Raw genomic sequence first — 22,967 nt, forward strand, 5'->3', positions numbered from 1 at the left:
TGGGGTACGGCGTGCCCGGTTCGTTACGCCACGCGTGCCCGGCAGCCGCCGCCCCGGGCCGACGCGAGCAGCCCGCGCAGGGTGGTCAGCCAGCCGGCCGCCACGAACACCGCGCCGGTCAGCAGACCCACCGTGCCGTCCAGCGGCATCACGATGCCGACCGCGCCGCCGAACACCCACGCCATCTGCAACAGCGTCTCCGAGCGGGCGAACGCCGAGGTGCGCACCGCCTCCGGCACGTCCCGCTGGATCAGCGCGTCCAGCGCCAGCTTGCCCAGCGCCTGCGCGCACCCGGCGACCGCCGCGAGAGCGGCCACCAGGAACGTCCCGAAGAACAGTCCGGCGACCACCGCCACGCCGAGCACCACCGCGACGACGGTCACGATGATGATCTCCGGTGCGCGCGACCTGAGCCAGGCCCCCACGGCCGTCCCCAGCGCGTTGCCCGCGCCCGCCGAGACACCCACGATGCCCAGCGAGACCGCCGCGCTCTGCCCGGCCAGCGGATGCTCGCGCAGCAGGAACGCCAGGAAGAAGATCAGGAAACCGGACAGACAGCGCAGGGACGCGTTGGCGCCGAGGGCGTAGGTGACCGCGGGCCCGACCGAGCGCAGCCCCGGCCGCCTGCCCTGCCCGTCGCGCGGGCGCCGCGCGTCGGACGCCAGCAGCGCCACGTCCTCGCCCTTGGCCGAGTCCACCCCGGGCGGCAGGGAGAACGACAGAAACGTCCCGGCAGCGAAGATCACGAAGGCGCCGTACAGCGGCCACGGATCGCCGAGCGCGTGCAGCCCGGCCGCCGCCGGCGCGGCGGCCCCGGTGGCCAGCAGCCCCGCGAGGGTCACCCGGGAATTGGCCTTCACCAGCGAGAACCCCCGTGGCAGCAGCCGTGGCACGACGGCGCTGCGCACCACGCCGTACGCCTTGGACGCCACCAGCACGCCCAGCGCGGCCGGATACAGCTCCAGTCCGCCGCTCGCCACCGCCGCGGAGATCACCAGCGCGAGCAGCGCCCGCGCCAGCATCGCGGCCGCCATCGCGGCCCGCCGCCCGTGCGGCAGCCGGTCCAGCAGCGGTCCGATGACGGGAGCGAGGACCGTGAACGGGGCCATGGTGATGGCGAGATACAGCGCGACCCGGCCGCGCGCCTCGTCGGTGGGCACCGAGAAGAACACGGTCGACGCCAGCGCCACGGTGACCATGACGTCCCCGGCGCCGTTCACCGCGTGCAGTTCGATGAGCTTGCCGAGGCCCGACTCGCCCGCGCCGTGCGCGTGCGTGACCCTGCGAATACCGCGCGCCGCGCCGGTGACCGGAAAGCGCAGGGCACGGCCGACCGCGCGGACGGCGCCGCGCACCCGGCCCGAACCGCCGTCCCGCCCACTTGCCTTGTCCGTGGCTGCCACGACGTTCATAGTGCCCCGGGATCCGGGCGGATAGTGCGGTACGGCGCGGATGGCGGCCCACGGCGTGAGGGACCGGTGGACGGCGTGGGGGCGGCGTACGGCCCGGGTGGGAAATTCCACGAATCCCGCCCGGTGTAGCGTGCCTGTCTCAGCCATAACGCAGAATGGATGGCAGAGGTGCGCCCGGGCGCGCGGATGCAGACGTCGATGCGGTCCCCAGGTCCGCTCCGTAGGCGAAACCGCCGGAGGCAGCCGCACTCGACGAGACGGCGTAGGAGAGAAGCGATACCTGTGAGCGCAGCGACAACGCGAAGCCGCACCCCCGACCGCCTGTGCGCCGAGGCCGTCGACCTCGCCCGCGCCGCCGCCGAGGAGGCCGCCGCGCCCGGGGTGATCGGGGAGCACGCGGGACTGGTGTCGGAGGGTGACCGCGTTGTCACGCACTTCTTCGAGTGCAAGGAGCCGGGCTACCGGGGCTGGCGCTGGGCCGTGACGGTGGCCCGCGCCTCCCGCGCCAAGATCGTCACGCTCGACGAGGTGGTCCTCCTCCCCGGCCCCGACGCCCTCCTCGCTCCCGAGTGGGTCCCGTGGAGCGAGCGCCTGCGCCCCGGCGACCTCGGCCCCGGCGACCTGCTCCCCACCGACCAGGACGACCTGCGCCTGGAGCCCGGCTACACGGGCGAGGAGGAGCCGCCGCCCAACTCGGTGGTCTCCGACGAGATGCGGGAACTGGCCGAGGCGGAGGACGCCGACGTCACCCCGGGCACGCCCGCCGTCCAGCCGGCGACGCCCTCCCGGGGCACGATCGCGTCCGTCGCCGAGGAACTGGGCCTGCGCCGCGCCCGCGTGCTCTCCCGCTACGGCCTGCACATCGCGGCCGACCGCTGGGAGGAGGCGTACGGCTCGAACACCCCGATGGCCCAGGCGGCCCCCGCGACCTGCGTGAGCTGCGGCTTCCTCGCCCGTATCGGCGGCTCTCTCGGCCAGGCCTTCGGGGTCTGCGCCAACGAGTTCTCGCCGGCGGACGGCCGGGTGGTGTCCCTGTCCTACGGCTGTGGCGGCCACTCGGAGGCGGCGGTCATGCCGAAGACCCCGCAGCCCGCGCCGCCGGTCGTCGACGAGACCCGCGTCGACCCCTTCCCGCTGCGCCCGGCCCGTGACTCCGGCTCGGTGCCGGAGACCACCGACGACGAGACGGCGGAGCTGGGCCACTCCTGAACGCCGCGGCCACCGCCGCCGGGCCGCTCCGGTGATCACCGGAGCGGCACGGGAACGGCACCTGCCCGGGTTCCTCGGGGCCCGGCGGCCACGTCCTCCCACCGCCCGTTCCGGCACCGTCCGCTCCGCCACCGCCCGGCCCCCCGGCCCCGCCTCTGCCTCGGTGCCCGCTTCCTTCGCGCTGTACCTTCGTCCTCACGCGGAGGATGGAGAGTGATCGTGAGCAAGTTCGTGCGGCCGGCGGGTGAGGGGGCCGATCCGTTCGGGACGGCCCGGCTGCGGCGCGGGGTCCTCGACGCCTGGGCGACCAGTCCCGCCCGGTTCCGGGAGGACGCCAACGCCGAGGAGGACCTCGTCCTCGGCGGATACCGGGACCGGCTCGTCGTGGAGTTGGCGCAGAACGCCGCCGACGCCGCGGCCCGGGCGGGGACGGCCGGCCGGTTGCGGCTCACCCTGCGCGACGGCGTGCTCGTGGCCGCCAACACCGGCGCCCCCCTGGACGCGACCGGCGTCGAGTCGCTGTCCACGCTGCGCGCCTCCGCGAAACGGGACGCCGAGGCCACGCACGGCTCCGTCGGCCGGTTCGGTGTCGGTTTCGCCGCCGTACTCGCCGTGACCGACGAACCGGCGATCGTCGGGCGGCACGGAGGCGTGCGCTGGTCCCTCACCGAGGCCCGGGAGCTGGCCGGCGAGGTCGCCCGGCACAGCCCGGGCCTGGGCGACGAGGTGCGGCGCCGGGAGGGCCACGTGCCCCTGCTGCGGCTGCCCTTCGCCGCCGAGGGCACCGCTCCCGAGCCGTACGACACCGCCGTGATCCTGCCCCTGCGCGACGCGGCCGCCGCCGATCTCGCCGCGCGGCTGCTCGCCGGTGTGGACGACGCCCTGCTGCTGGCCCTGCCGGGGCTGGCCGAGGTCGTCGTGGAGATCGAGGGACAGGAGCCGCGCACGCTCGGCCGCCGTACCGACGGGCCCTTCACGGTCGTGGAGGACTCCCGGGACGGCGTCACCCACTGGCGCACCGCGTCCGCGCACGGCCGGCTGACTCCCGACCTGCTCGCCGACCGGCCCGTGGAGGAGCGGCTGCGCCCCCACTGGTCGGTGACCTGGGCCGTACCGGTCGACGCCTACGGCGCGCCGGCCCGGCCCCGCACCAGCCCGGTCGTGCACGCGCCGACCCCGAGCGACGAGCCGCTGGGCGTGCCGGCGCTGCTCATCGCCTCCTTCCCGCTGGACACCACCCGCCGGCACGCGGCGCCCGGCCCGCTCACCGACTTCCTGGTGCAGCGCGCGGCAGACGCCTACGCCGAACTGCTCGCCGGCTGGCGGCCGGTGGGCGAGGGGATCATCGACCTCGTGCCCGGGCCGCTCGGCAAGGGCGCGCTGGACGGGGCGCTGCGGCAGGCCGTGCTGGAGCGGCTGCCGCGCACCGCCTTCCTGCCGCCGGCCGTCGCGCCGGAGGCCGACGACGAGCTGCCGCAGGCGCTGCGGCCCCGGGACGCCGAGGTCGTGGAGGGCGCCGGCGCCGACACCGTACGGGTGCTGGCGGAGGTGCTGCCCACCCTGCTGCCGGCGGGACTGGAGCGCCGCGCCGAGCTGCGCACCCTCGGTGTCGCCCGGCTGCCGCTCGCCGACGCCGTCGACCGGCTCGCCGGGCTGGAGAAGGAGCCGCGGTGGTGGTGGCGGCTGTACGACAGCCTCGCCGGGGTCGACCCGGAGCGGCTGTCCGGGCTGCCGGTGCCGCTGGCCGACGGCAGGACCACCATCGGGCCCCGGCAGGTGCTGCTGCCCACCGCGGACGCCGCGCGGATCGATCCGGACGTGCTGGGACGGCTCGGGCTGAAGGTCGCCCACCCGGACGCCGCCCATCCGCTGCTGGAGAAGCTGGGCGCGCTGCCCGCGACCCCGCGCGCGGTGCTCACCACCCCGCAGGTGCGGGCCGCCGTCGCCGGTTCCCTGGAGGACGACGGCGCGCTGGGCTGGGAGGAGGACGCGCCGGACGCCGAGGAGCTGGCGGACACCGTGCTCGCCCTGGTCCGGGACGCGGGCCTGGAGCCGGGCGACGAGCCCTGGCTGGGCGCGCTCGCGCTGCCCGACGAGGACGGCGAACCGACGCCCGCCGGCGAGCTGGTGTTTCCCGGCAGCCCCTTCGCCCGGGTCGTCCGCGAGGGCGAACTGCCCTTGGTAGACGCCGGTTTGGCCGAGCGGTGGGGTGAACAGCCGCTCACCGCCTGCGGGGTGCTGGCCGACTTCGCGCTGGTCCGCGCCACCGACGTCGTCCTGGACCCGGACGAACTGGAGCCCCGCGAAGGTGACTTCGCCGAGCCCGACGACGCGGGACTGCTGGACGCCGTGGACGTGTGGTGCGAGGACATCCTCGACCGGTTCCCGGACGGCCCGGTGCCGCCCGTGGCCACCGAACTCGTCGCCGTACGCGACCTGGAGCTGGTGGACGACGACCACTGGCCCGAGGCGCTGGCCCTGCTGGCCCGGCCGCCGCTGCGGGACGCCCTGACCCAGCCCGTGCGCATCCTGCTGCCCGACGGCACCCACGAGGCCGTACGGCCGTACACCGCGTGGTGGCTGCGCGGGCACCCGGTGCTCGCCGGACGGCGCCCGGCCGGTCTGCTCGCGGCCGGCGGGGACCCGCTGCTGCGCGGGCTGTACGACGAGGCCGACGCGACCGGGTTCGAGGACGAGCAGGTGCTGCGGGCGCTCGGAGTGCGCACCTCCGTCGGCGCGCTGCTGGACGAGCCCGGCGGCGCCGCCGAGCTGCTGGACCGCCTCGCCGACCCCGAGCGCCCCGTCACACCCGCCCAACTGCACGGCCTGTACAGCGCGCTGGCCGAGCTGGACCCCGAGCAGGTGACCCTGCCGGACGAGCTGCGGGCCGTGGTCGACGGGCGGCTGGAGGTCGTGGACGCCGCCTCGGCCGTCGTGGTCGACTCCCCGGATCTGCTGCCGTTCACCTCCGGGGTGCCGCTGCTGCCGGTGCGGCCCGCGCGCGCCGCCGAGCTGGCCGAGCTGTTGCAGGTGCGCCGGCTGAGCGAGTCCGTCACCGGCGAGGTGCACTCCGAGGGCACCGAGCACGAGGTGCCGGACCCGGTGCGCGTGCTGCTCGGCCCGCGGACGCCCGGGGCCTACGTCGAGCACGAGGAACTCGTCGTGGACGGCGTGGAGATCGACTGGCGGCTGACCGGCGACGGCGTGCTGCACGCGGCCACCCTGGAGGGGGTCGCGGCGGGCCTGGCGTGGGCGGCGGGGCAGTGGCCGCGGCGGTTCGAGGTGGCCGCGCTGCTGGAGGACCCCTCGCGGACGGAGGAACTGGCGCGGGACCGGTGGTTCGACTGACTCCGGTGGCCCAACTACGGCCCGCCGTAAGGTGTTCGGCAAAGTCCGCACGAAATTCTCACCACTAGTACAACCATTCGCTTCGGCCCCGGGTCAGATCAGTGGAGTCACCACTCGACTCCCTGATCTGAACGTGGGGACCACACATGCGCATCCGTGCCTCTGTCGCCGTGGTGAGCGGTGCTCAGGCTCTGCCCGCGCTCGCCGTGCCGGCCGCCCGGGCCGACGGCAGCCAGGGCGGCACCAGGATCACCGAGGTGGTCGTGGACGGCGGCAACAGGGTGCGGATCGGTACCTCCGGCGCGGTGAGGATCGACCCGAGGACGGACCACCTCTCGGACAAGAGCGCGGGCACCTGGTACGTGGACGCGTGGATCAACGCGAACGACGACGACTACCTGTGGAAGGAGAAGGCCGGTTCCTTCTTCTTCCAGCGGGCCGCCCGGCTGACCGCCGACGCCGCCCCGGAGCCGGTGGAGAAGGGCGGGACGATCACCGTCACCGGTGCCCTCTCCCGTGCCGACCGGGAGTCGCCGGCGTACGCCGGCGACGGCTCGCAGTCCGTGAAGCTCCGGTTCCGCAAGAAGAACGCCACCGGCTACACCACCGTCAAGACCGTCAAGGCCGACTCCAAAGGCAGCCTGAAGACGACGGTCGAGGCCCGGCCGACGGCTACTACCGCTACTCCTTCGGGGGCGACTCCGGCACCGCCGCGGTGAACTCCGCGGGCGACTTCATCGACGTGAAGTAGCCGGCCGCACCCCGTCATCCCGACCAATCGAGGACAACACATGCAGCTTCGCGCCACCGTGGCCGCCGTCTCCGGCGCCCTGGCCCTCTCCGCCCTCGCCCTCCCGGCCGCGCACGCGGCGGACGGCGGCCCGTCCTACCGTGCCGACGTCGTCAAGGCCGTCGCGCAGCACACCCCGGGCAAGGCGGGCTTCGCCGTGCGCTCGGAGCCGATCGGCGACCTGGACGTGTCCTTCTCCGACTTCAAGATCGCCAAGGCGGTCAAGGTGGGCACGACCAACAAGGTCTCCGCCACGGTCACCTACACGCTGACCCACGGCACCGACGTGGATGTCGACAGCGACGCGTTCGTCACCATCCCGCTGATCTACCGCGGCTCCGTCGACGACATGGAGAACATGCAGGGCGGCGAGTACCCGGCCACCTGCGTCGAGAAGTCGGCCACCACGGCCTCCTGCAAGGGCTCGGTCCAGATCAACCCGCGCGAGTCCGACCCCGAATTCAAGCTGTACAACTCGCAGGCCGGCACCTGGCACGGCGCGGCCGTCGCGCTGGACGACGAGAAGTCCGCCGTCCAGTTCGACCTGGGCACCACGCTGCTCCAGCGCAACTCCCAGCTGACGGTCAACGCCGCTCCGGAGCCGGTGAAGAAGGGCAAGACCCTCACCGTCACGGGCAAGCTCTCCCGCGCCAACTGGGAGGACCACAAGTACCACGGCTACACCGGCCAGGCCGTCAAGCTCCAGTTCCGCAAGAAGGGCTCCAGCACCTACACCACGCTGAAGACCGTCAAGACGGACTCCACGGGCAACCTGAAGACGACCGTCAAGGCGTCGGCCGACGGCTACTACCGCTACTCCTTCGCGGGCACCTCGACCACCCCGGCGATCAGCGCCGCCGGTGACTTCGTCGACGTGAAGTAAGCAGACGGCGGAGTAGGCGCACGGCGGAACAACCGCACGCGCACCACCGGCCCGTCCCGTTTCTCCCGCTCGGGTCACGCGAGGGTAATCAGCAGGCCAAATCCGGCCGGGAAGTGTCTTGCCGTACAACCAATGAGGTGCTCCGCGGATCTGATCGCGTGAGTCGACCGACTCCACGATCCACTTCTCCCTCAGGGGAAACACATGCGCATCCGTGCCACCGTGGCCGCCGTCTCCGGCGCCCTGGCCCTCTCCGCCTTCGCCGTGCCCGCCGCCCACGCGGCCACCGCGGCGCCGAACGTGACCTTCTCGAACGTGAAGGTCAACGGCGGCAAGGCGATCACCCTCGGTGCCACCTCGACCGTCGAGGTCAAGGCGACCTACACCGTGACGCACCCCACCACCGTCTCGATGTCCGACGTCCTGACCGGGCCGGTGCTCTACCGCGGCACCTCGGCGAAGGACGCCGACACCCAGGTCGTCAGCGACGCCCCGGGCACCTGCACCACGGTGAACTCCACCACCGTGAACTGCTCGGCCACGATCACCCTGCCCGCCGCCGAGCTGTACAACTCCGACGCCGGCACCTGGAAGCAGGGCGCGCTCGCGGTCGACGAGAAGACCGAAGCCGAGAAGTGGCAGAGCGACCTCGGCACCCTCCCGGTCCGCCGCGCCGCCAAGCTCACCGCCGACGCCGCCCCGGAGCCGGTGAAGAAGGGCAAGACCCTCACCGTCACGGGCAAGCTCTCCCGCGCCAACTGGGAGGACGGCAAGTACCACGGGTACACCGGCCAGTCCGTGAAGCTCCAGTTCCGCAAGGCGGGCACCAGCACCTACACCACGCTGAAGACCGTCACGACGGACTCCACGGGCAACCTGAGGACGACGGTCACGGCCGGCTCCGACGGCTACTACCGCTACAGCTTCGCCGGTACCTCCACCACGTCGGCCGTCAGCGCCGCGGGTGACTACGTCGACGTGCAGTAAGCACGAGCGCTCGCCCGCGCGGGCGGCCCCGGCGGCGGCCGGGGCCGTTCCGGCCTAGTCCGCAAAACGCCGGCCGACCCACCTCCACAGGTACTCCAGCATCCCGCCGGCCACCGCCGCCACGCCGACCGCGGCCCACGGCATCGTCACGCCGACCAGTTTCAGCGCGAAGAAGTCCTGGAGCGCGGGGACGGCGAGGACCAGCAGGAAGGCCGCGCTCATCGCCGCCACCAGGGCCGCCCGCCACCAGGTGTAGGGGCGGGCGATGATCGCCAGGACCCATATGGAGATCAGGAACAGGGTCAGGGTGGCCGCGCTGGTCTCCGCGTCCAGCGCGCCGGCGCCGGAGTAGTGGTGCCGGGCGAGCAGGTACGTCAGGAAGGTCGCCGCTCCCGCCAGCACCCCGCCGGGAACGGCGTACCGCATCACGCGGCGCACGAAGTGCGGTCTGGCCCGTTCCGTGTTGGGGGCGAGGGCCAGGAAGAAGGCCGGGACGCCGATGGTGAGCGTGGACAGCAGGGTCAGATGGCGGGGCAGGAAGGGATACTCCACCCGCGCGCACACCACCAGCACCGCCAGCAGCACCGAGTAGACGGTCTTCACCAGGAACAGCGTCGCCACCCGCGTGATGTTGCCGATCACCCGGCGGCCCTCGGCGACCACCGACGGCAGGCTCGCGAAGCTGTTGTCCAGCAGCACGATCTGCGCCACCGCCCGGGTGGCCTCGGAACCGGAGCCCATGGCGACCCCGATGTCCGCGCTCTTCAGGGCCAGCACGTCGTTCACGCCGTCCCCGGTCATCGCGACCGTACGGCCGCGGGACTGCAGCGCGTCCACCATGTCCCGCTTCTGCCGCGGGGTGACCCGTCCGAAGACGGTGCCCGAGTCCAGGGCCTCGGCCATCGCGGGCAGGTCGGCGGGCAGCCGCCGCGCGTCCACGGCCGTGCCCTCCAGGCCGAGCTTCGCGGCGACCGCGCCGACCGACACCGCGTTGTCCCCGGAGAGGACCTTGGCGCGCACGTCCTGCTCGGCGAAGTAGCGCAGGGTGGCGGAGGCGTCCGGCCGCAGCCGCTGTTCGAGGACGACCAGGGCGGTGGGCCGGGCGCCCCGGGCCGGCTCGGGGTCGTCCAGGTCCCGGCGCGCGCGGGTCAGCAGGAGCACCCGCAGTCCCTGTTCGTTGAGCCGCTCGCTCTCGGCCAGGGCAGGGTCGCCGGGGGCGAGGAGCACGTCCGGGGCGCCCAGCAGCCAGGTGCTGGTCTCGCCGTCGCCCTCGCTGAACGCGGCCCCGCTGTACTTGCGGGCGGAGGAGAACGGCAGCGACTCCACGCAGCGCCACTCCTCGCTGTCCGGGCAGGCGTCGATGATCGCCCGGAGGGAGGCGTTGGGACGCGGGTCGGACTCGCCGAGCGCGCCGAGCACCTTGCGTATGTACGTCCCGTCCGCCCCGTTCAGCGGCCGCAGCTCGGTGACGTCCATGCCGCCCTCGGTGAGGGTGCCGGTCTTGTCCAGGCAGACGGTGTCCACGCGGGCCAGGCCCTCGATGGCCGGCAGCTCCTGCACCAGGCACTGCCTGCGGCCCAGCCGGATCACGCCGATGGCGAAGGCCACGGAGGTGAGCAGCACCAGCCCCTCGGGGACCATCGGCACGATTCCGCCGACCGTGCGGGCCACGGCGTCCTTGAGGTCGTCGTTCTTGACGACGAGCTGGGTGACGACCAGTCCGGCGGCCGCCGGGACCATCATCCAGGTGACGTACTTGAGGATGGTGGAGATGCCGGAGCGCAGCTCGGAGTGGACGAGCGTGAAGCGGGATGCCTCCTCGGCGAGCTGGGCGGCGTAGGCCTCGCGGCCCACCTTGACCGCCTGGAAGGCGCCGCCGCCCGCGACCACGAAGCTGCCGGACATGACCTGGTCGCCGGGGCGCTTGACGACGGGGTCGGCCTCGCCGGTGAGCAGCGACTCGTCGATCTCCAGGCCGTCGGCCTCGGCGCACACGCCGTCGACCACGATTCTGTCGCCGGGGCCGATCTCGATGAGGTCGTCCAGGACGATCTCGTGCGTGGCCACCTCGGTCGCCACGCCGTCCCGCCGTACCGTCGGCCGGGCCTCCCCGATCACCGCGAGCGAGTCCAGGGTCTGCTTGGCCCGCCACTCCTGGACGATCCCGATGGCGGTGTTGGCGAGGATCACGAAGCCGAAGAGGCTGTCCTGGACCGGCGCGACGAACAGCATGATCAGCCAGAGCACGCCGATGATCGCGTTGAACCGGGTGAGGACGTTCGCCCGGACGATCTGCCCGAGCGAGCGGCTGCTGCGCACCGGCACGTCGTTGACCTGGCCGCGCGCGACGCGTTCCGCCACCTCGGCGGGGCCGAGCCCGGCCGGACGGGTCGGCGACGGCACCGGACGCACCGGATCGAGTTCCGCGCCCGCGCGTATGTGGCTCATGCATCCGACGGTACGTGCGGACTCGTCCACCCGCCCACCGGCGCACTCTCACCGGGGCCGCCGGCGGGCCCGCTGCCCCGGCACCGACGGCGATTTCCGGCCGCCTCGGCCCCGGCCCTGGGGGCCGTCCGCAGGCCCTAGGCCGCGCCGGCCGCGTCCCGTGCGGCGGACCGCTTGATCGCCGCGTCCCGCTTGCGGACGTACCAGACGCCGATCAGGCCGAGGCCGCCTCCGGCCAGGCAGGTCCACAGCCACCAGGTGTGGCCGTGGTCGTCGAACCAGCCGTAGAACGGCAGCTGGACCAGGAAGAGGACGAACCACACGATGGTGCCGCCGGTGATGGTGGCGACCACGGGCCCCTCCAGGGGCTCCGGCGCCTCGTGCTTCGGGGTCCACTTAGCCATGCGCACAGCTTATGCGCCGCCGTGGTCTACGCGCGGAGATAGCGATCTATGACTCATACGTTCATACTGAAGCCGTTTGTCTTTGACCGCTTCCGCTCGTATGAAACTCCAACGGGGCTCGGGGGAACCCCGCTGGTGATGAGGTCCCGCATGTCCACCTCGGCACCTGCCAAGGTCCCCACCCCCGAGAGGCCGGGCGGCACTCCCGCCTTCGGCTTCCTCGACCGCTACTTCAAGATCTCCGAGCGCGGCAGCTCCGTCGCCCGCGAGGTCCGGGGCGGTCTCGCCACCTTCTTCGCGATGGCGTACATCATCGTGCTGAACCCGATCATCCTCGGCAGCGCGAAGGACATGTACGGGCACCACCTGGACAACGCCCAGCTGGTGACGGCGACGACGCTGTCGGCCGCGTTCAGCACGCTGCTGATGGGCGTCATCGGCAACGTGCCGATCGCGCTCGCCGCCGGCCTCGGCGTGAACTCGGTCGTCGCGCTCCAGCTCGCGCCGCGCATGTCCTGGCCGGACGCCATGGGCATGGTCGTCCTGGCCGGTTTCGTGGTCATGCTGCTGGTCGCCACGGGTCTGCGCGAGCGCGTGATGAACGCCGTGCCGTTCGGCCTGCGCAAGGCGATCTCCATCGGTATCGGCCTGTTCATCATGCTGATCGGCCTGGTGGACTCCGGTTTCGTCACCCGGATGCCGGACGCCGCCCAGACCACCGTCCCGCTCCAGCTGGGCGTCGGCGGTCACCTCACCGGCTGGCCGGTGCTGGTCTTCGTGCTGGGCGCGCTGCTCACCTTCGCGCTGATCGTCCGCAAGGTCCCGGGCGCGATCCTGCTCTCCATCGTCGGCATGACCGTGGTGGCGATGATCATCAACGCGGTGGCCACCATCCCCTCCTGGGGCCTGACGGTCCCGAAGTGGCCCGGCAACCCGGTCTCCACCCCCGACCTCGGGCTGATCGGCCAGGTCAGCCTGTTCGGCGGCTTCCACAAGGTCGGCATCCTGACCGGCATCCTGTTCGTCTTCACGGTCCTGCTGTCGTGCTTCTTCGACGCGATGGGCACGATCATGGGCATCAGCGACGAGGCCAAGCTGACCGACGCCCAGGGCTACATGCCGGGCATCAACAAGGTCCTCTTCGTGGACGGCGTCGCGGTCGCGGCGGGCGGCGCCAGCTCCGCGTCGGCCACCACCGCCTTCGTGGAGTCCACGGCGGGCGTCGGCGAGGGCGCCCGCACCGGCCTGGCGAACGTCGTCACGGGCGGCCTCTTCGCCGTCGCGCTCTTCCTCACGCCGATCGCCACGATGGTCCCGTCCCAGGCGGCCACCCCGGCGCTGCTCGCGGTGGGCTTCCTGATCCTGTCCAACTCCATCAAGGAGATCGACTGGGCGGATTACACCATCTCCATGCCGGCGTTCGTGACGATGCTGATGATGCCGTTCACCTACTCGATCACCAACGGCATCGGCATGGGCTTCATCACCTTCACGGTGCTGCGCCTGGTGGCCGGGCGGGCCCGGGAGATCCCGGTGGCGATGTACATCGTCTCGGCCGTCTTCGCCTTCTACTACCTGATGCCGGCCCTGGGCCTCACGTGACCCCGTAGAAAATCACCTCGAATGAGCGTCCGGACGGCATCGTCCCGGGCGCTCATTTCTTTTTCACCGCATGCCGCCGGAGCCTTTTCATCTCACCCGTACGGATGAGTGGAGGATTCAGTGGCGGGGGTCACGGGCAGTACGGCCCGCTCCGGTGGTCTTTAGTCAGAGTAATGAGTTACGCTAAAGAACATGCCGGACCTTACCCATGGCGGCGACGCTGCCGCTGTGAACGCCCTCCGTTCCGCCGTGATGCGGCTGTCCCGTCGGCTCAAGCACCAGCGGGTCGACGAGTCGCTGAGCCCCACCGAGATGTCGGTGCTCGGCACCCTCGCCCGCTGCGGCTCCGCCACCCCGGGTGAACTGGCCCGCAAGGAGCACGTCCAGCCGCCGTCGATGACCCGCATCGTCGCGCTGCTCGAGGCCAAGGGGCTGGTCCGGCTGGAGCCGCACCCCGAGGACCGGCGTCAGAAGGTCGTCACCCAGACCGAGCAGGCGGAGGCGATGCTCGAAGAGAGCCGCCGCAAGCGCAACGCCTTCCTGGCCGGTCTCGCCGAGGGTCTGGACGAGGACGAGTGGGCCGCCCTGCGCGCCGCCGCCCCCGTGCTGGAGAAACTCGCACATCTGTAAGCGCCCATGGGCGAACGCACCGGAGAAGGAGGAGGCGAATCCTTTTGAGTACGGGATCCGGAACACCTTCCGCCCCCGCACCGACCCCTACCACCACCGTGCCCGACGCGCGTAAATCCTCGATGTTCAGCTCGCTGAGGATCCGGAACTACCGCCTCTTCTTCGCCGGCCAGGTCGTGTCCAACACGGGCACGTGGATGCAGCGCATCGCCCAGGACTGGCTGGTCCTCAGCCTCACCGGCTCCTCGGCCGCCGTCGGCATCACCACGGCCCTGCAGTTCCTGCCGATGCTGCTGTTCGGCCTGTACGGCGGTGTCCTCGTGGACCGCCTGCCCAAGCGGCCCACCCTGCTGGTCACCCAGTCCGCGATGGCCGTCACCGGGCTCGCGCTCGCCGCGCTCACCCTGTCCGGACAGGTCCGGGTCTGGCACGTCTACGTCGCCGCCTTCGCCGTCGGCCTCGCCACGGTGCTGGACAACCCGGCCCGCCAGTCCTTCGTCTCGGAGATGGTCGGACCGGACCAGTTGCAGAACGCGGTCAGCCTGAACTCGGCGAACTTCCAGTCCGCCCGGCTCGTCGGCCCCGCCGTGGCCGGTCTGATGATCACCGGCGTGGGCACCGGCTGGGCGTTCCTCGCCAACGGCCTGTCCTTCGCCGCGCCGATCACCGGTCTGCTGCTGATGCGCGCCCGCGAACTGCACGTGGTCGAGCGCACGCCGCGCGGCAAGGGCCAGCTGCGCGAGGGCCTGAGTTATGTGGCCAAGCGGCCGGAACTGATCTGGCCCATCGTCCTGGTCGGCTTCATCGGCACCTTCGGCTTCAACTTCCCGGTATGGCTGACCGCCTACGCGGACGACGTCTTCCACGCCGGGGCCGGTGCCTACAGCCTCTTCAACACCCTGATGGCCGTCGGCTCCCTGGTCGGCGCCCTGCTGGCCGCCCGGCGCGGCACGGCCCGGCTGCGCGTGCTGATCGCCGCCGCGCTGGCCTTCGGCACGCTGGAGATCGTCGCCGCGGTCGCGCCGTCGTACTGGCTGTTCGCACTGCTCATGGTGCCGATCGGCGTGTTCGGCCTGACGGTGAACGTCACCGCGAACACGGCCGTGCAGATGGCCACCGACCCGGCCATGCGCGGCCGGGTGATGGCCCTGTTCATGATGGTGTTCATGGGCGGTACGCCGCTGGGCGCGCCGGTGGTCGGCTGGATCACCGACACCTACGGCCCGCGGGCCGGCTTCGTGGCCGGCGGCGTGGTGTCGGCCGTCGCGGCCGGCGCGATCGGTCTGGTCCTGGCCCGCATCGGCGGCCTGCGGCTGGCGGTGGGCTGGCACCACGGCCACCCGAGCGTCCGCTTCGTCCCGCGCGAGCGGGAACAACTGGCGACAGCCGCGTAGCACCACCGGCGGTCCGGCGGAACTGGCGACGGCGGCGTGCTTCCACCGGCCTGGTGGGACTGGCGACGGCCGCGTAGTTCCACCGGCCTGGTGGAGCCGGCGTCAGCCGCGTGATCCCATCGGCGGTCCGGTGGAGCCGGCGGCGACCGCGTGCTTCCGCCGGTTCGGTGGAATCGGCGAGGGCCGCGTAGTTCCACCGGCCTGGTGGAGCCGGCGACGGCCGCGTGATCCCACCGGCGGTCCGTTGGAACCAGCGACGGTCGCGTGCTTCCGCCGGCTCGGTGGAATCGGCGACGGCCGCATGGTTCCGCCGGCCGGTGCGGCTTCCGGAGGGTGCTAGTCGACCCTTCGGGCCAGCACCTGGCCGGGCCAGGCGTCGGGGCCGTGGGTGTAGGGGTGTGTCGGAGTGAAGCCGTTGGCCTCGTAGTAGGCGACGAGCTTGCGGTCGTCACCGGCGTAGCAGTCCACCCGCAGCAGGCCCACCCCCGCCCGCCGGGTCACCTCGGCGGCGTGTGCGAGCAGCGCGCTGCCCGCGCCCCGGCCCTTGAAGCGGCGGTCGGAGGCCAGCCAGTGGATGTACCGCTCGGGCTCGCCGGGCGCCGGCAGATGCGACAGGTAGGCGCCGGGCCCGTCGGTGAGGGTGAGGGTGGCCGCCGGTATCCCGTCGATCTCGGCGATGTACGTGGTGCCCTGGGCCATGGCCCGCTCCACGGCCTCGACCGTCCTGGTCCCCGACAGCGGCTCGGTGCCCCACTGGCGGGTGCGGCCCTGTGAGACCAGCCACTCCACGCTGCTGTCGAGCATGCGGAGTATCGCGGGCAGATCGCCGGGGCCGCCTTCTCGGATGGTGATCGTCATCGGCCCATCATGCCCGCCGGGGTCTGGGATCGTGAGTGCCATGAGACTCTTCGCCGCCGTACTGCTCCCGGAGGACATCGCGGACGAACTGGCCGTCGAAGTGGCCCGGTTGCGGCGGCTGCCGGGCGCCGGGCGGCTGCGCTGGACGGGCCGTCCCGGCTGGCACTTCACGCTCGCCTTCTACGGCGAGGTCGCCGACGACGTCGTACCCGCCCTGTCGGCCCGGCTGGCCGGCGCGGCCCGGCGGGCGGCGCCCTTCACCCTCTCCCTCGCGGGCGGCGGCCAGTTCGGGCAGGGCCGCACGCTGTGGGCGGGCGCCCGGGGGGAGGTGGAGGAACTGCGGCTGCTGGCCGGCCGGGCGGAGGCGGCGGCGCGCAAGGCGGGGCTGCCGGGCGGGGAGCAGCGGCGGTACAAGGCCCACCTCACACTGGCCCGCAGCCGGCACGCGCTGGACGTACGGCCGTACGTCGACGCGCTCGCGGAGTTCGCCGGCGCGAGCTGGACCGCGGCGGACCTGGCGCTGATGCGCAGCAGGCTGCCGGCGTCCGGGGTGCCGGGGGAGCAGCCTCGGTACGAGGTGGTCGGGCGCTGGGCGCTGGGCGGCGGCGGTTAGTCTCGAATACGTGGACCCGAAAACCCGGAACCGGATCATGGCCGGTGCGCTTGTGTTGATGTTCGTGGTGGTGGCTGTGGCGTCGGCCGTGCGGTAGGCGCGCGCCCTTCCGGGGTGCCTTCGCGGGGCGCGGGGGAGCTGTGGGGATCGCGGGCCGTTGGTCGGCTGCGCCGGTCGTGGCCGGTCGCGCGGTCGCCCGCGCTCCTTCCGGGACGCTTTTGCCGGGCGCGGGCGGGAGGAGCGGCGGGGAACCGCGGACCGTTTCCCGGCCGCCCGGCCGGGTGAGGCCGGTCGTCGGCCGGATGCGGCCGGTCGCACGGTTCCCCGTGTGCCTTCGGGGCCGCCCCTTCCGGGCTCTACCAGGCGAAGGCCTCCGGAGACGGGCCCGGGCCCGGGAAGATTTCGTCGAGGCCGGTGAGGAGTTCCTCGCTCAGTTCCAGCTCGACGGCCCGCAGCGCGGACTCCAGCTGTCCCGCGGTGCGCGGGCCGACGATCGGGCCGGTGACGCCGGGGCGGGTGAGCAGCCAGGCCAGGGCCACCTCGCCGGGCTCCAGGCCGTGCTTGTCGAGCAGGTCCTCGTACGCCTGGATCTGCGCGCGGGCCGCCGGGTCCTTGAGCGTGTCGGCGGCCCGGCCGGAGGCACGGCGACCGCCCTGGACCTCCTTCTTGATGACCCCGCCGAGCAGACCGCCGTGCAGCGGCGACCACGGGATGACCCCGAGGCCGTAGTCCTGCGCGGCCGGGATGACCTCCATCTCGGCGCGCCGCTCGGCCAGGTTGTAGAGGCACTGCTCGCTGACCAGCCCGATGGTGCCGGCGCGGCGGGCGGCGGCCTCGTTGGCCTGGGCGATCTTGTAGCCGGGGAAGTTGCTGGAGCCGACGTAGAGGATCTTGCCCTGCTGGACGAGGACGTCGATCGCCTGCCAGATCTCCTCGAACGGCGTGCTGCGGTCGATGTGGTGGAACTGGTAGAGGTCGATGTGGTCGGTCTGGAGCCGCTTCAGGCTGGCGTCCACCGCGCGCCGGATGTTCAGCGCCGAGAGCTTGTCGTGGTTGGGCCACACCGTGGCGCCGTCCGCGTCCATGTTGCCGTAGACCTTGGTGGCGATGACGGTCTTCTCGCGCCGTCCGCCGCCCTTGGCGAACCAGTTGCCGATGATGGACTCGGTGCGGCCCTTGTTCTCGCCCCAGCCGTACACGTTGGCGGTGTCGAAGAAGTTGATGCCCGCGTCCAGCGCCGCGTCCATGATCGCGTGGCTGTCCGCTTCGTCGGTCTGCGGTCCGAAGTTCATCGTCCCGAGGACGAGCCGGCTGACCTTGAGTCCCGTGCGTCCGAGCTGCGTGTACTCCATGGTCCACTAGCCAACGTCCTGGAGTGCGCTCTAGGCAAGGGCTCGCCGCCGCGCGCGGTGCCGGTCAGCTTTGCAGCTGGGCGAACATGCCGGGCTCGTAGGAGCCGCCCCGGTGGTGCGCGATCACGCTGAGCCGGTTGGCCGCGTTGATCACGGCGACGAGGTAGACCAGCGCCGCGGCCTGCTCCTCGTCGTAGTGCTCGCGGACCTCCTGCCAGGTGGCGTCGGACACGCCCTGCTGGGCGTCGGCGAGCCGGGTGCCCTCCTCGGCGAGCGCCAGCGCGGCCCGCTCGGCCTCGGTGAACACGGTGGAGTGGCGCCAGGCGGCCACCAGGTGCAGGCGCAGCGCGCTCTCGCCGGCCGCCGCCGCCTCCTTGGTGTGCAGGTCGACGCAGAAACCGCAGCCGTTGATCTGGCTGGCGCGCAGCATCACCAGCTCCTGGGTGCTGCGGGGCAGCGCCGACTGCGTGACGCCGAGGCCGAGGGCGGCGAACCGCTTGGAGAGCCTGGCGCCGAGGTCGCCGGCGGTCAGGTCGATACGGGCTTTCGTGGTCATGGTGTCGTCCTCACGAGCGAGTGGGGCCGCGCGGACGTGGCGCGCGGCGTCCGGTCGCCATGAGATGCCGCCCGCTCCGCCGATGTGACAGGGCGGGGCGTGTGACCCGCGTCACCGGACCGCCGGACCGGTTGTCGGAGGCGTCCCCCACGCTGCGGAGCGGTACCACTCCTGGAGACCGACATGTCTGTTCGTGCCCGGCTCGTCGCCGGCGTTCCCGCGCCGCTGCCTGCGGCGGAGGCGGACCATCCCGAGCTGCTCGGCCCGCCGGCCGCCGGCCCGGCGCGGCGAGGACGTGCTGCTGCTCCAGCCGCTGGACGACGCCTTCACGCCGGCCGGTGCTTCGGTGCGGGTGCCCGCGCCCTGGCGCCCCACGAACAGGTGCGGCCGTGCAGTGCAACGATAGGCGCCGCGCCCGGGGCACGCCGGATTCCAGCCGCCCTGATCATTCCTCGTACGGCCGTCCGATCCCCCACGCCTCCCACATCGCCCCCGCGAACGCCCCGGCGATCCGGTGCTCCCCGTTCGCGTTGGGATGCGTGCCGTCATAGGTGTCGGTGCCGATGTCCCACTCCTCGGGCCGCGAGGCCGTCAGCAGCGGCGAGCGGGGCTCGTCCAGGTCGGCGACCGTCTTGGCGAGCAGGTCGTTGAACCGGTCCACCTGGTCGGCGAAGGGCGCGTCCGACGCGGCCCGGACGTTGGGTATGACCGGCAGCAGCACCATCCGTATCCGCGGCTCGGCCTCCCGCGCGCCCGCGACGAACGCCCGTACGTTCTCCGCCGTCTGCTCGGCGTTGGTGTAGAAGCCGAGGTCGATCAGGCCGAGGGAGACCAGCAGCACGTCGGCCCGGTGGGCGCGCACCGCCTCGCCGATCAGCGGGGCCATGTGCAGCCAGCCCTCGCCCCAGCCCGCCAGGTGCCCGCGGGGAAAGGCGGGTTCGGCGTAGGCGAGGGACGTCGGTGCGCCGGCCCGCTGGTCGTAGAGGGTCTCGCGCGGGCCGACGAAGGTGAAGGGGCCGGCGTACGTACCGCGCAGGTGCCGCCACAGCCGGTAGCGCCATGTGTGCTCGCCCGCGCTCCCGATCGTCATGGAGTCGCCCACGGGCATGAACCTAAGCATCGGCTCATCATGGACGATGGCCCCAACCGCTGGGATCGGCGGGCCCTGTGAGGCGGACCACGTCTTCGGGACCCCCTCGGGGAATGGCAGGCTTGGGTCATGCGTCGATCGTTCGCCGTACTCGCCGGTGTGCTGCTCGCCGGTGCCTGCGCGCTGCCCGCCTCCGCCACCGGGACCGCCGAGGGGGCGGGGGACAAGGGTTTCACCATCAAGGATCCCCGGATAACCGAGTCCAGCGGGCTCGCCGCGTCCCGGCAGCACCCCGGGATCTACTGGACGCACAACGACAGCGACGACGGGCCGTACCTGTACGCCGTGGACAGCGCCACCGGCCGGACCGTCGCCCGGATCACCCTGCGCGGCATCGGCTCCCCGCGCGATGTCGAGGCCGTCTCCATCGGGCCGGACAACCAGATCTACGTCGGCGACATCGGCGACAACTTCGGCGGGAAGTGGCCGTACGTGTGGATCTACCGGCTGCCCGAGCCGAAGCGGCTGACGGACCAGACGGTCTCGGCCACGCAGTACGTGGTGAAGTACGCGGACGGCCCGCGCGACGCGGAGTCGCTGATCGTCCACCCCAGGACGGGACGCGTCTACATCATCGACAAGAACGAGGAGGGCGGGCACCTGTACGAGGGCCCGGCGGCCCTCTCCACGTCCGGAGCGAACGTCTTCCGCCAGGTCGCGCCCGTGGACCTGTGGGCCACCGACGCGGCCTTCTCCCCGGACGGCCGGCAGCTCGCCGTGCGCGGCTACTTCGGTGGCGTCTACTACGACTGGAACGACGGCCGGATCAAGCGCCGGGGCCGCCTGGACGTGCCGTTCCAGGGGCAGGGCGAGTCCGTGTCGTACTCCGCCGACGGCACCAGGCTGATGTACGGCAGCGAGGGCGCGGACAGCGCGGTCCAGGCGGCCGACGCTCCCGAACGCCCGGCCGCGAACTCTCCCTCCGCCGACGGAGGTTCCCACGCCTCCGACGACAAGGACGGCACCCCGAGCCTGAAGGTGGGCATCGTGATCCTGGCCGTCGGAGTGGCGGCGTTCCTGGGGCTGCGCCGGCTGCGGCGCAACTGACCGGACGGCCGGCGGGGCCGGGGAGCGGTGTGTACCGAGGTGTGCCGCAGGTATTGACGTGCTCATGTTGATCTGGGTTTCCTGTGCCGTGCGCGGCGCTTGGGAGCGCTCCCATTTTTGTCGGCTGCCGCGCCTGCCGAGAGGAACCGACACATGTTCCGCACCCTCCGAAGAGCGCTGTGCACCGCTGCGGCGGCGCTCCTCCTGCCTCTGACCGGGGCCTACGCGGCACAGGCGGCCGACGCGCCGACGGCCGCCGCCGCTCCCGGCGCCGGGTACTGGCACACCAGCGGCCGGCAGATCCTGGACGCGGCCGGTCAGCCGGTGCGCATCGCCGGGATCAACTGGTTCGGCTTCGAGACCAGCAACCTGGTGGTCCACGGTCTGTGGTCCCGCGACTACAAGAGCATGATCGACCAGGTGAGGTCGCTGGGTTACAACACCCTGCGGATCCCCTACAGCGACGACATCTTCAAGCCCGGCGCGACGCCCAGCGGCATCGACGTCTCCGCCGGCAAGAACGCCGACCTCCAGGGCCTCACCTCGCTCCAGGTGCTGGACCGGATCGTCGCGTACGCGGGTCAGGACGGGCTGAAGGTCATCCTGGACCGGCACCGTCCCGACTCCGCCGGCCAGTCGGCGCTCTGGTACACCGCGTCCGTTCCGGAATCGACGTGGATCGCCAACCTCAAGTCCCTGGCCGCCCGTTACCAGGGCCAGGACACGGTGATCGGCATCGACCTGCACAACGAGCCGCACGACCCGGCGTGCTGGGGCTGCGGCGACCAGGCCACCGACTGGCGCCTGGCGGCCCAGCGCGCCGGGAACGCGGTCCTGTCGGTCAACCCGGACCTGCTCGTCTTCGTCGAGGGCGTGCAGACGTACAACGGCGTGTCCGGCTGGTGGGGCGGCAACCTGATGGGCGTCGGCCAGTATCCCGTGCAGCTCAGCGTGCCGGGCCGGGTCGTCTACTCCGCCCACGACTACGCCACGAGCGTGGCCCAGCAGAGCTGGTTCAGCGACCCGTCCTTCCCGGCCAACATGCCGGGCGTCTGGGACAAGTACTGGGGCTACATCTTCAAGCAGAACATCGCTCCGGTCTGGGTGGGCGAGTTCGGTACGACGCTCCAGTCGTCCGTCGACCAGAAGTGGCTGGCCGCGCTGGCGGACTACCTGCGGCCGACGTCCACGTACGGCGCGGACTCCTTCCACTGGACGTACTGGTCCCTGAACCCCAACTCCGGGGACACCGGCGGCATCCTGAAGGACGACTGGACCACCGTCGACACGGTGAAGGACGGGTACCTGGCCGGCATCAAGGCGCCGCTGTTCCCGGGCGGCGGGAGCGGTGGCGGCGGTGGCGGTGACAACGGCGGCGGAGGCGGCAGCACCCCCGCGTGCAGCGCGGCCTACACCGTCAGCAGCGACTGGGGCGGTGGCTTCAACGCCGAGGTGAAGGTGTCCAACACCGGCACGGTCGCGCTCAAGTCCTGGAAGGTGACGTGGACGTGGGGCGGGGCGCAGAAGATCTCGTCCATGTGGAACGCGAGCTACACCCAGAGCGGCGCGAGCGTGACGGTCGTGAACGCGGCTCACAACGGGAGCCTGGCGGCCGGGACTTCGGCGAGCTTCGGCTTCGGAGCGACGCCGGGTGGAGCGGCGACGCCCACGCTGACCTGCACGGCGGCGTGAGAAGGGGGGCGCCCGGCGCGACACCGGGCGCCCTCGTCACGTGCTGAGCGGGCAGGGCAGGTCCGGGCGGGCGCGATGGGGGGAGCAGCCCACCAGGGCCACGGACAGGAACGCGGGCTGTTCGAGATAGAACCCGAGCGAGACGTCGCCGCCCGTCTTCAGCCGCTCGCCGGCGGAGGCGAGGAGGACGGCGAGGCGGCCGGGTTCGCGGTACGCGCCGACGGCGAACCGGGGCGCGTACTCGGCCAGCCGCTCCCCGAGCCAGGCGGCGGCCGCGGAGGGTTCGGACCAGCTGCCTCTGACGATCGAACGGGGTTTGACCAGCCAGTACGCGGTCTCCAGCGGGGGCAGGTCGGAGGTGGGGAACTCGACGGTGGCCAGCCGGTACCGCTGGATCAGTTCCGGACCGCTGGTGGGCGGGGGCGGCTCGGGAGGGGGCGGGCGCCGGAGGGCATCCTGGTCGAAACGGGGCTTGGGGCCGGTCCAGAGGTAGGCGTGGTGGTGCACCCGGGTCCTCTTCGGTGTGCTGTGCGGGCCGGTTCCGCCCGTGCGACGACGGTCCGGAACCGGCTGGTCTTCTCGGCCGGGGAGG

General features: G+C 72.4%; 18 protein-coding genes and 1 pseudogene. 11 read left to right on the forward strand and 8 right to left on the reverse strand.

Annotated features, from left to right (window positions below; translation table 11 throughout):
* Positions 1-23 precede the first annotated feature (23 nt).
* Positions 24-1,412, reverse strand: a complete 1,389-nt coding sequence (locus tag SCK26_RS20875) for an MFS transporter (protein WP_318202821.1) — start codon at positions 1,410-1,412, stop codon at positions 24-26.
* A gap of 282 nt (positions 1,413-1,694) precedes the next feature.
* Here SCK26_RS20875 and SCK26_RS20880 point away from each other — a divergent pair, with 282 nt between their 5' ends.
* The 5 genes and pseudogenes from SCK26_RS20880 to SCK26_RS20900 all read left to right on the forward strand — a co-directional run bounded on the left by SCK26_RS20880 (position 1,695) and on the right by SCK26_RS20900 (position 8,629).
* Positions 1,695-2,621 carry a DUF3027 domain-containing protein gene (locus SCK26_RS20880; RefSeq protein WP_318202822.1) on the forward strand — a complete coding sequence of 309 codons (927 nt, stop codon included), beginning with the start codon at positions 1,695-1,697 and terminating at the stop codon, positions 2,619-2,621.
* 219 nt (positions 2,622-2,840) lie between these two features.
* Positions 2,841-5,969, forward strand: coding sequence for a sacsin N-terminal ATP-binding-like domain-containing protein (locus SCK26_RS20885; protein ID WP_318202823.1), 3,129 nt, complete (start codon positions 2,841-2,843; stop codon positions 5,967-5,969).
* A gap of 146 nt (positions 5,970-6,115) precedes the next feature.
* Positions 6,116-6,720: pseudogene (locus tag SCK26_RS20890) on the forward strand (calcium-binding protein).
* Positions 6,721-6,760: 40 nt separating this feature from the next.
* On the forward strand, positions 6,761-7,642 hold the full coding sequence (locus tag SCK26_RS20895; protein WP_318202824.1) for a hypothetical protein: 882 nt from the start codon (positions 6,761-6,763) through the stop codon (positions 7,640-7,642).
* A gap of 204 nt (positions 7,643-7,846) precedes the next feature.
* Positions 7,847-8,629, forward strand: coding sequence for a hypothetical protein (locus SCK26_RS20900; RefSeq protein WP_318202825.1), 783 nt, complete (start codon positions 7,847-7,849; stop codon positions 8,627-8,629).
* Positions 8,630-8,683: 54 nt separating this feature from the next.
* Here SCK26_RS20900 and SCK26_RS20905 read toward each other — a convergent pair whose 3' ends face one another.
* Positions 8,684-11,077 carry an HAD-IC family P-type ATPase gene (locus SCK26_RS20905; RefSeq protein ID WP_318202826.1) on the reverse strand — a complete coding sequence of 798 codons (2,394 nt, stop codon included), beginning with the start codon at positions 11,075-11,077 and terminating at the stop codon, positions 8,684-8,686.
* A 137-nt stretch (positions 11,078-11,214) separates the two neighbouring features.
* Positions 11,215-11,481, reverse strand: a complete 267-nt coding sequence (locus SCK26_RS20910; RefSeq protein WP_318202827.1) for a DUF2530 domain-containing protein — start codon at positions 11,479-11,481, stop codon at positions 11,215-11,217.
* A 150-nt stretch (positions 11,482-11,631) separates the two neighbouring features.
* On the opposite strand from SCK26_RS20910, the gene SCK26_RS20915 reads away from it, so the two are divergent.
* The 3 genes from SCK26_RS20915 (at position 11,632) to SCK26_RS20925 (ending at position 15,107) form a co-directional block, all read left to right on the forward strand.
* Positions 11,632-13,083 (forward strand): NCS2 family permease, encoded by a 1,452-nt coding sequence (locus SCK26_RS20915; RefSeq protein ID WP_318202828.1) that lies wholly within the window; start codon positions 11,632-11,634, stop codon positions 13,081-13,083.
* 192 nt (positions 13,084-13,275) lie between these two features.
* Entirely contained in the window at positions 13,276-13,713 is a 438-nt protein-coding gene (locus tag SCK26_RS20920; RefSeq protein ID WP_318202829.1) for a MarR family winged helix-turn-helix transcriptional regulator, read from the forward strand.
* 44 nt (positions 13,714-13,757) lie between these two features.
* Positions 13,758-15,107 (forward strand): MFS transporter, encoded by a 1,350-nt coding sequence (locus SCK26_RS20925; protein ID WP_318202830.1) that lies wholly within the window; start codon positions 13,758-13,760, stop codon positions 15,105-15,107.
* Positions 15,108-15,443: 336 nt separating this feature from the next.
* Here the strand turns inward: SCK26_RS20925 and SCK26_RS20930 are convergent, their stop codons facing one another.
* Positions 15,444-15,965, reverse strand: a complete 522-nt coding sequence (locus SCK26_RS20930) for a GNAT family N-acetyltransferase (RefSeq protein ID WP_318202831.1) — start codon at positions 15,963-15,965, stop codon at positions 15,444-15,446.
* A gap of 40 nt (positions 15,966-16,005) precedes the next feature.
* On the opposite strand from SCK26_RS20930, the gene thpR reads away from it, so the two are divergent.
* On the forward strand, positions 16,006-16,578 hold the full coding sequence (thpR, locus tag SCK26_RS20935; RefSeq protein WP_318202832.1) for an RNA 2',3'-cyclic phosphodiesterase: 573 nt from the start codon (positions 16,006-16,008) through the stop codon (positions 16,576-16,578).
* Positions 16,579-16,934: 356 nt separating this feature from the next.
* On the opposite strand, the gene SCK26_RS20940 is transcribed toward thpR, so the two are convergent.
* From SCK26_RS20940 to SCK26_RS20950, 3 genes are all read right to left on the reverse strand, one after another.
* The gene (locus SCK26_RS20940) at positions 16,935-17,930 is read right to left on the reverse strand and encodes an aldo/keto reductase (protein ID WP_318202833.1); all 996 of its coding nucleotides are present in this window, start codon (positions 17,928-17,930) and stop codon (positions 16,935-16,937) included.
* Between the two features lie 64 nt (positions 17,931-17,994).
* Complete coding sequence (locus SCK26_RS20945) at positions 17,995-18,486, reverse strand: carboxymuconolactone decarboxylase family protein (RefSeq protein WP_318202834.1); 492 nt, start codon at positions 18,484-18,486, stop codon at positions 17,995-17,997.
* 445 nt (positions 18,487-18,931) lie between these two features.
* On the reverse strand, positions 18,932-19,606 hold the full coding sequence (locus SCK26_RS20950) for a GDSL-type esterase/lipase family protein (RefSeq protein WP_318202835.1): 675 nt from the start codon (positions 19,604-19,606) through the stop codon (positions 18,932-18,934).
* 99 nt (positions 19,607-19,705) lie between these two features.
* On the opposite strand from SCK26_RS20950, the gene SCK26_RS20955 reads away from it, so the two are divergent.
* Complete coding sequence (locus tag SCK26_RS20955) at positions 19,706-20,683, forward strand: WD40 repeat domain-containing protein (RefSeq protein ID WP_318202836.1); 978 nt, start codon at positions 19,706-19,708, stop codon at positions 20,681-20,683.
* A 153-nt stretch (positions 20,684-20,836) separates the two neighbouring features.
* Complete coding sequence (locus SCK26_RS20960) at positions 20,837-22,375, forward strand: cellulase family glycosylhydrolase (protein WP_318202837.1); 1,539 nt, start codon at positions 20,837-20,839, stop codon at positions 22,373-22,375.
* A gap of 36 nt (positions 22,376-22,411) precedes the next feature.
* Here SCK26_RS20960 and SCK26_RS20965 read toward each other — a convergent pair whose 3' ends face one another.
* Complete coding sequence (locus SCK26_RS20965; RefSeq protein ID WP_318202838.1) at positions 22,412-22,882, reverse strand: hypothetical protein; 471 nt, start codon at positions 22,880-22,882, stop codon at positions 22,412-22,414.
* Positions 22,883-22,967: the final 85 nt, after the last annotated feature.

It is taken from the genome of Streptomyces sp. SCL15-4, from assembly GCF_033366695.1.
In the GTDB taxonomy this organism is placed as follows: Bacteria; Actinomycetota; Actinomycetes; order Streptomycetales; family Streptomycetaceae; genus Streptomyces.

Bases quoted from the DNA above. Each gene is read 5' to 3' on its own strand.
- SCK26_RS20875 (WP_318202821.1), bottom strand. From the start codon at position 1,412: ATGAACGTCGTGGCAGCCACGGACAAGGCAAGTGGGCGGGACGGCGGT.
- SCK26_RS20895 (WP_318202824.1), top strand. From the start codon at position 6,761: ATGCAGCTTCGCGCCACCGTGGCCGCCGTCTCCGGCGCCCTGGCCCTC.
- SCK26_RS20900 (WP_318202825.1), top strand. From the start codon at position 7,847: ATGCGCATCCGTGCCACCGTGGCCGCCGTCTCCGGCGCCCTGGCCCTC.
- SCK26_RS20905 (WP_318202826.1), bottom strand. From the start codon at position 11,077: ATGAGCCACATACGCGCGGGCGCGGAACTCGATCCGGTGCGTCCGGTG.
- SCK26_RS20910 (WP_318202827.1), bottom strand. From the start codon at position 11,481: ATGGCTAAGTGGACCCCGAAGCACGAGGCGCCGGAGCCCCTGGAGGGG.
- SCK26_RS20915 (WP_318202828.1), top strand. From the start codon at position 11,632: ATGTCCACCTCGGCACCTGCCAAGGTCCCCACCCCCGAGAGGCCGGGC.
- SCK26_RS20920 (WP_318202829.1), top strand. From the start codon at position 13,276: ATGCCGGACCTTACCCATGGCGGCGACGCTGCCGCTGTGAACGCCCTC.
- SCK26_RS20930 (WP_318202831.1), bottom strand. From the start codon at position 15,965: ATGACGATCACCATCCGAGAAGGCGGCCCCGGCGATCTGCCCGCGATA.
- thpR (WP_318202832.1), top strand. From the start codon at position 16,006: ATGAGACTCTTCGCCGCCGTACTGCTCCCGGAGGACATCGCGGACGAA.
- SCK26_RS20940 (WP_318202833.1), bottom strand. From the start codon at position 17,930: ATGGAGTACACGCAGCTCGGACGCACGGGACTCAAGGTCAGCCGGCTC.
- SCK26_RS20945 (WP_318202834.1), bottom strand. From the start codon at position 18,486: ATGACCACGAAAGCCCGTATCGACCTGACCGCCGGCGACCTCGGCGCC.
- SCK26_RS20950 (WP_318202835.1), bottom strand. From the start codon at position 19,606: ATGCTTAGGTTCATGCCCGTGGGCGACTCCATGACGATCGGGAGCGCG.
- SCK26_RS20955 (WP_318202836.1), top strand. From the start codon at position 19,706: ATGCGTCGATCGTTCGCCGTACTCGCCGGTGTGCTGCTCGCCGGTGCC.
- SCK26_RS20960 (WP_318202837.1), top strand. From the start codon at position 20,837: ATGTTCCGCACCCTCCGAAGAGCGCTGTGCACCGCTGCGGCGGCGCTC.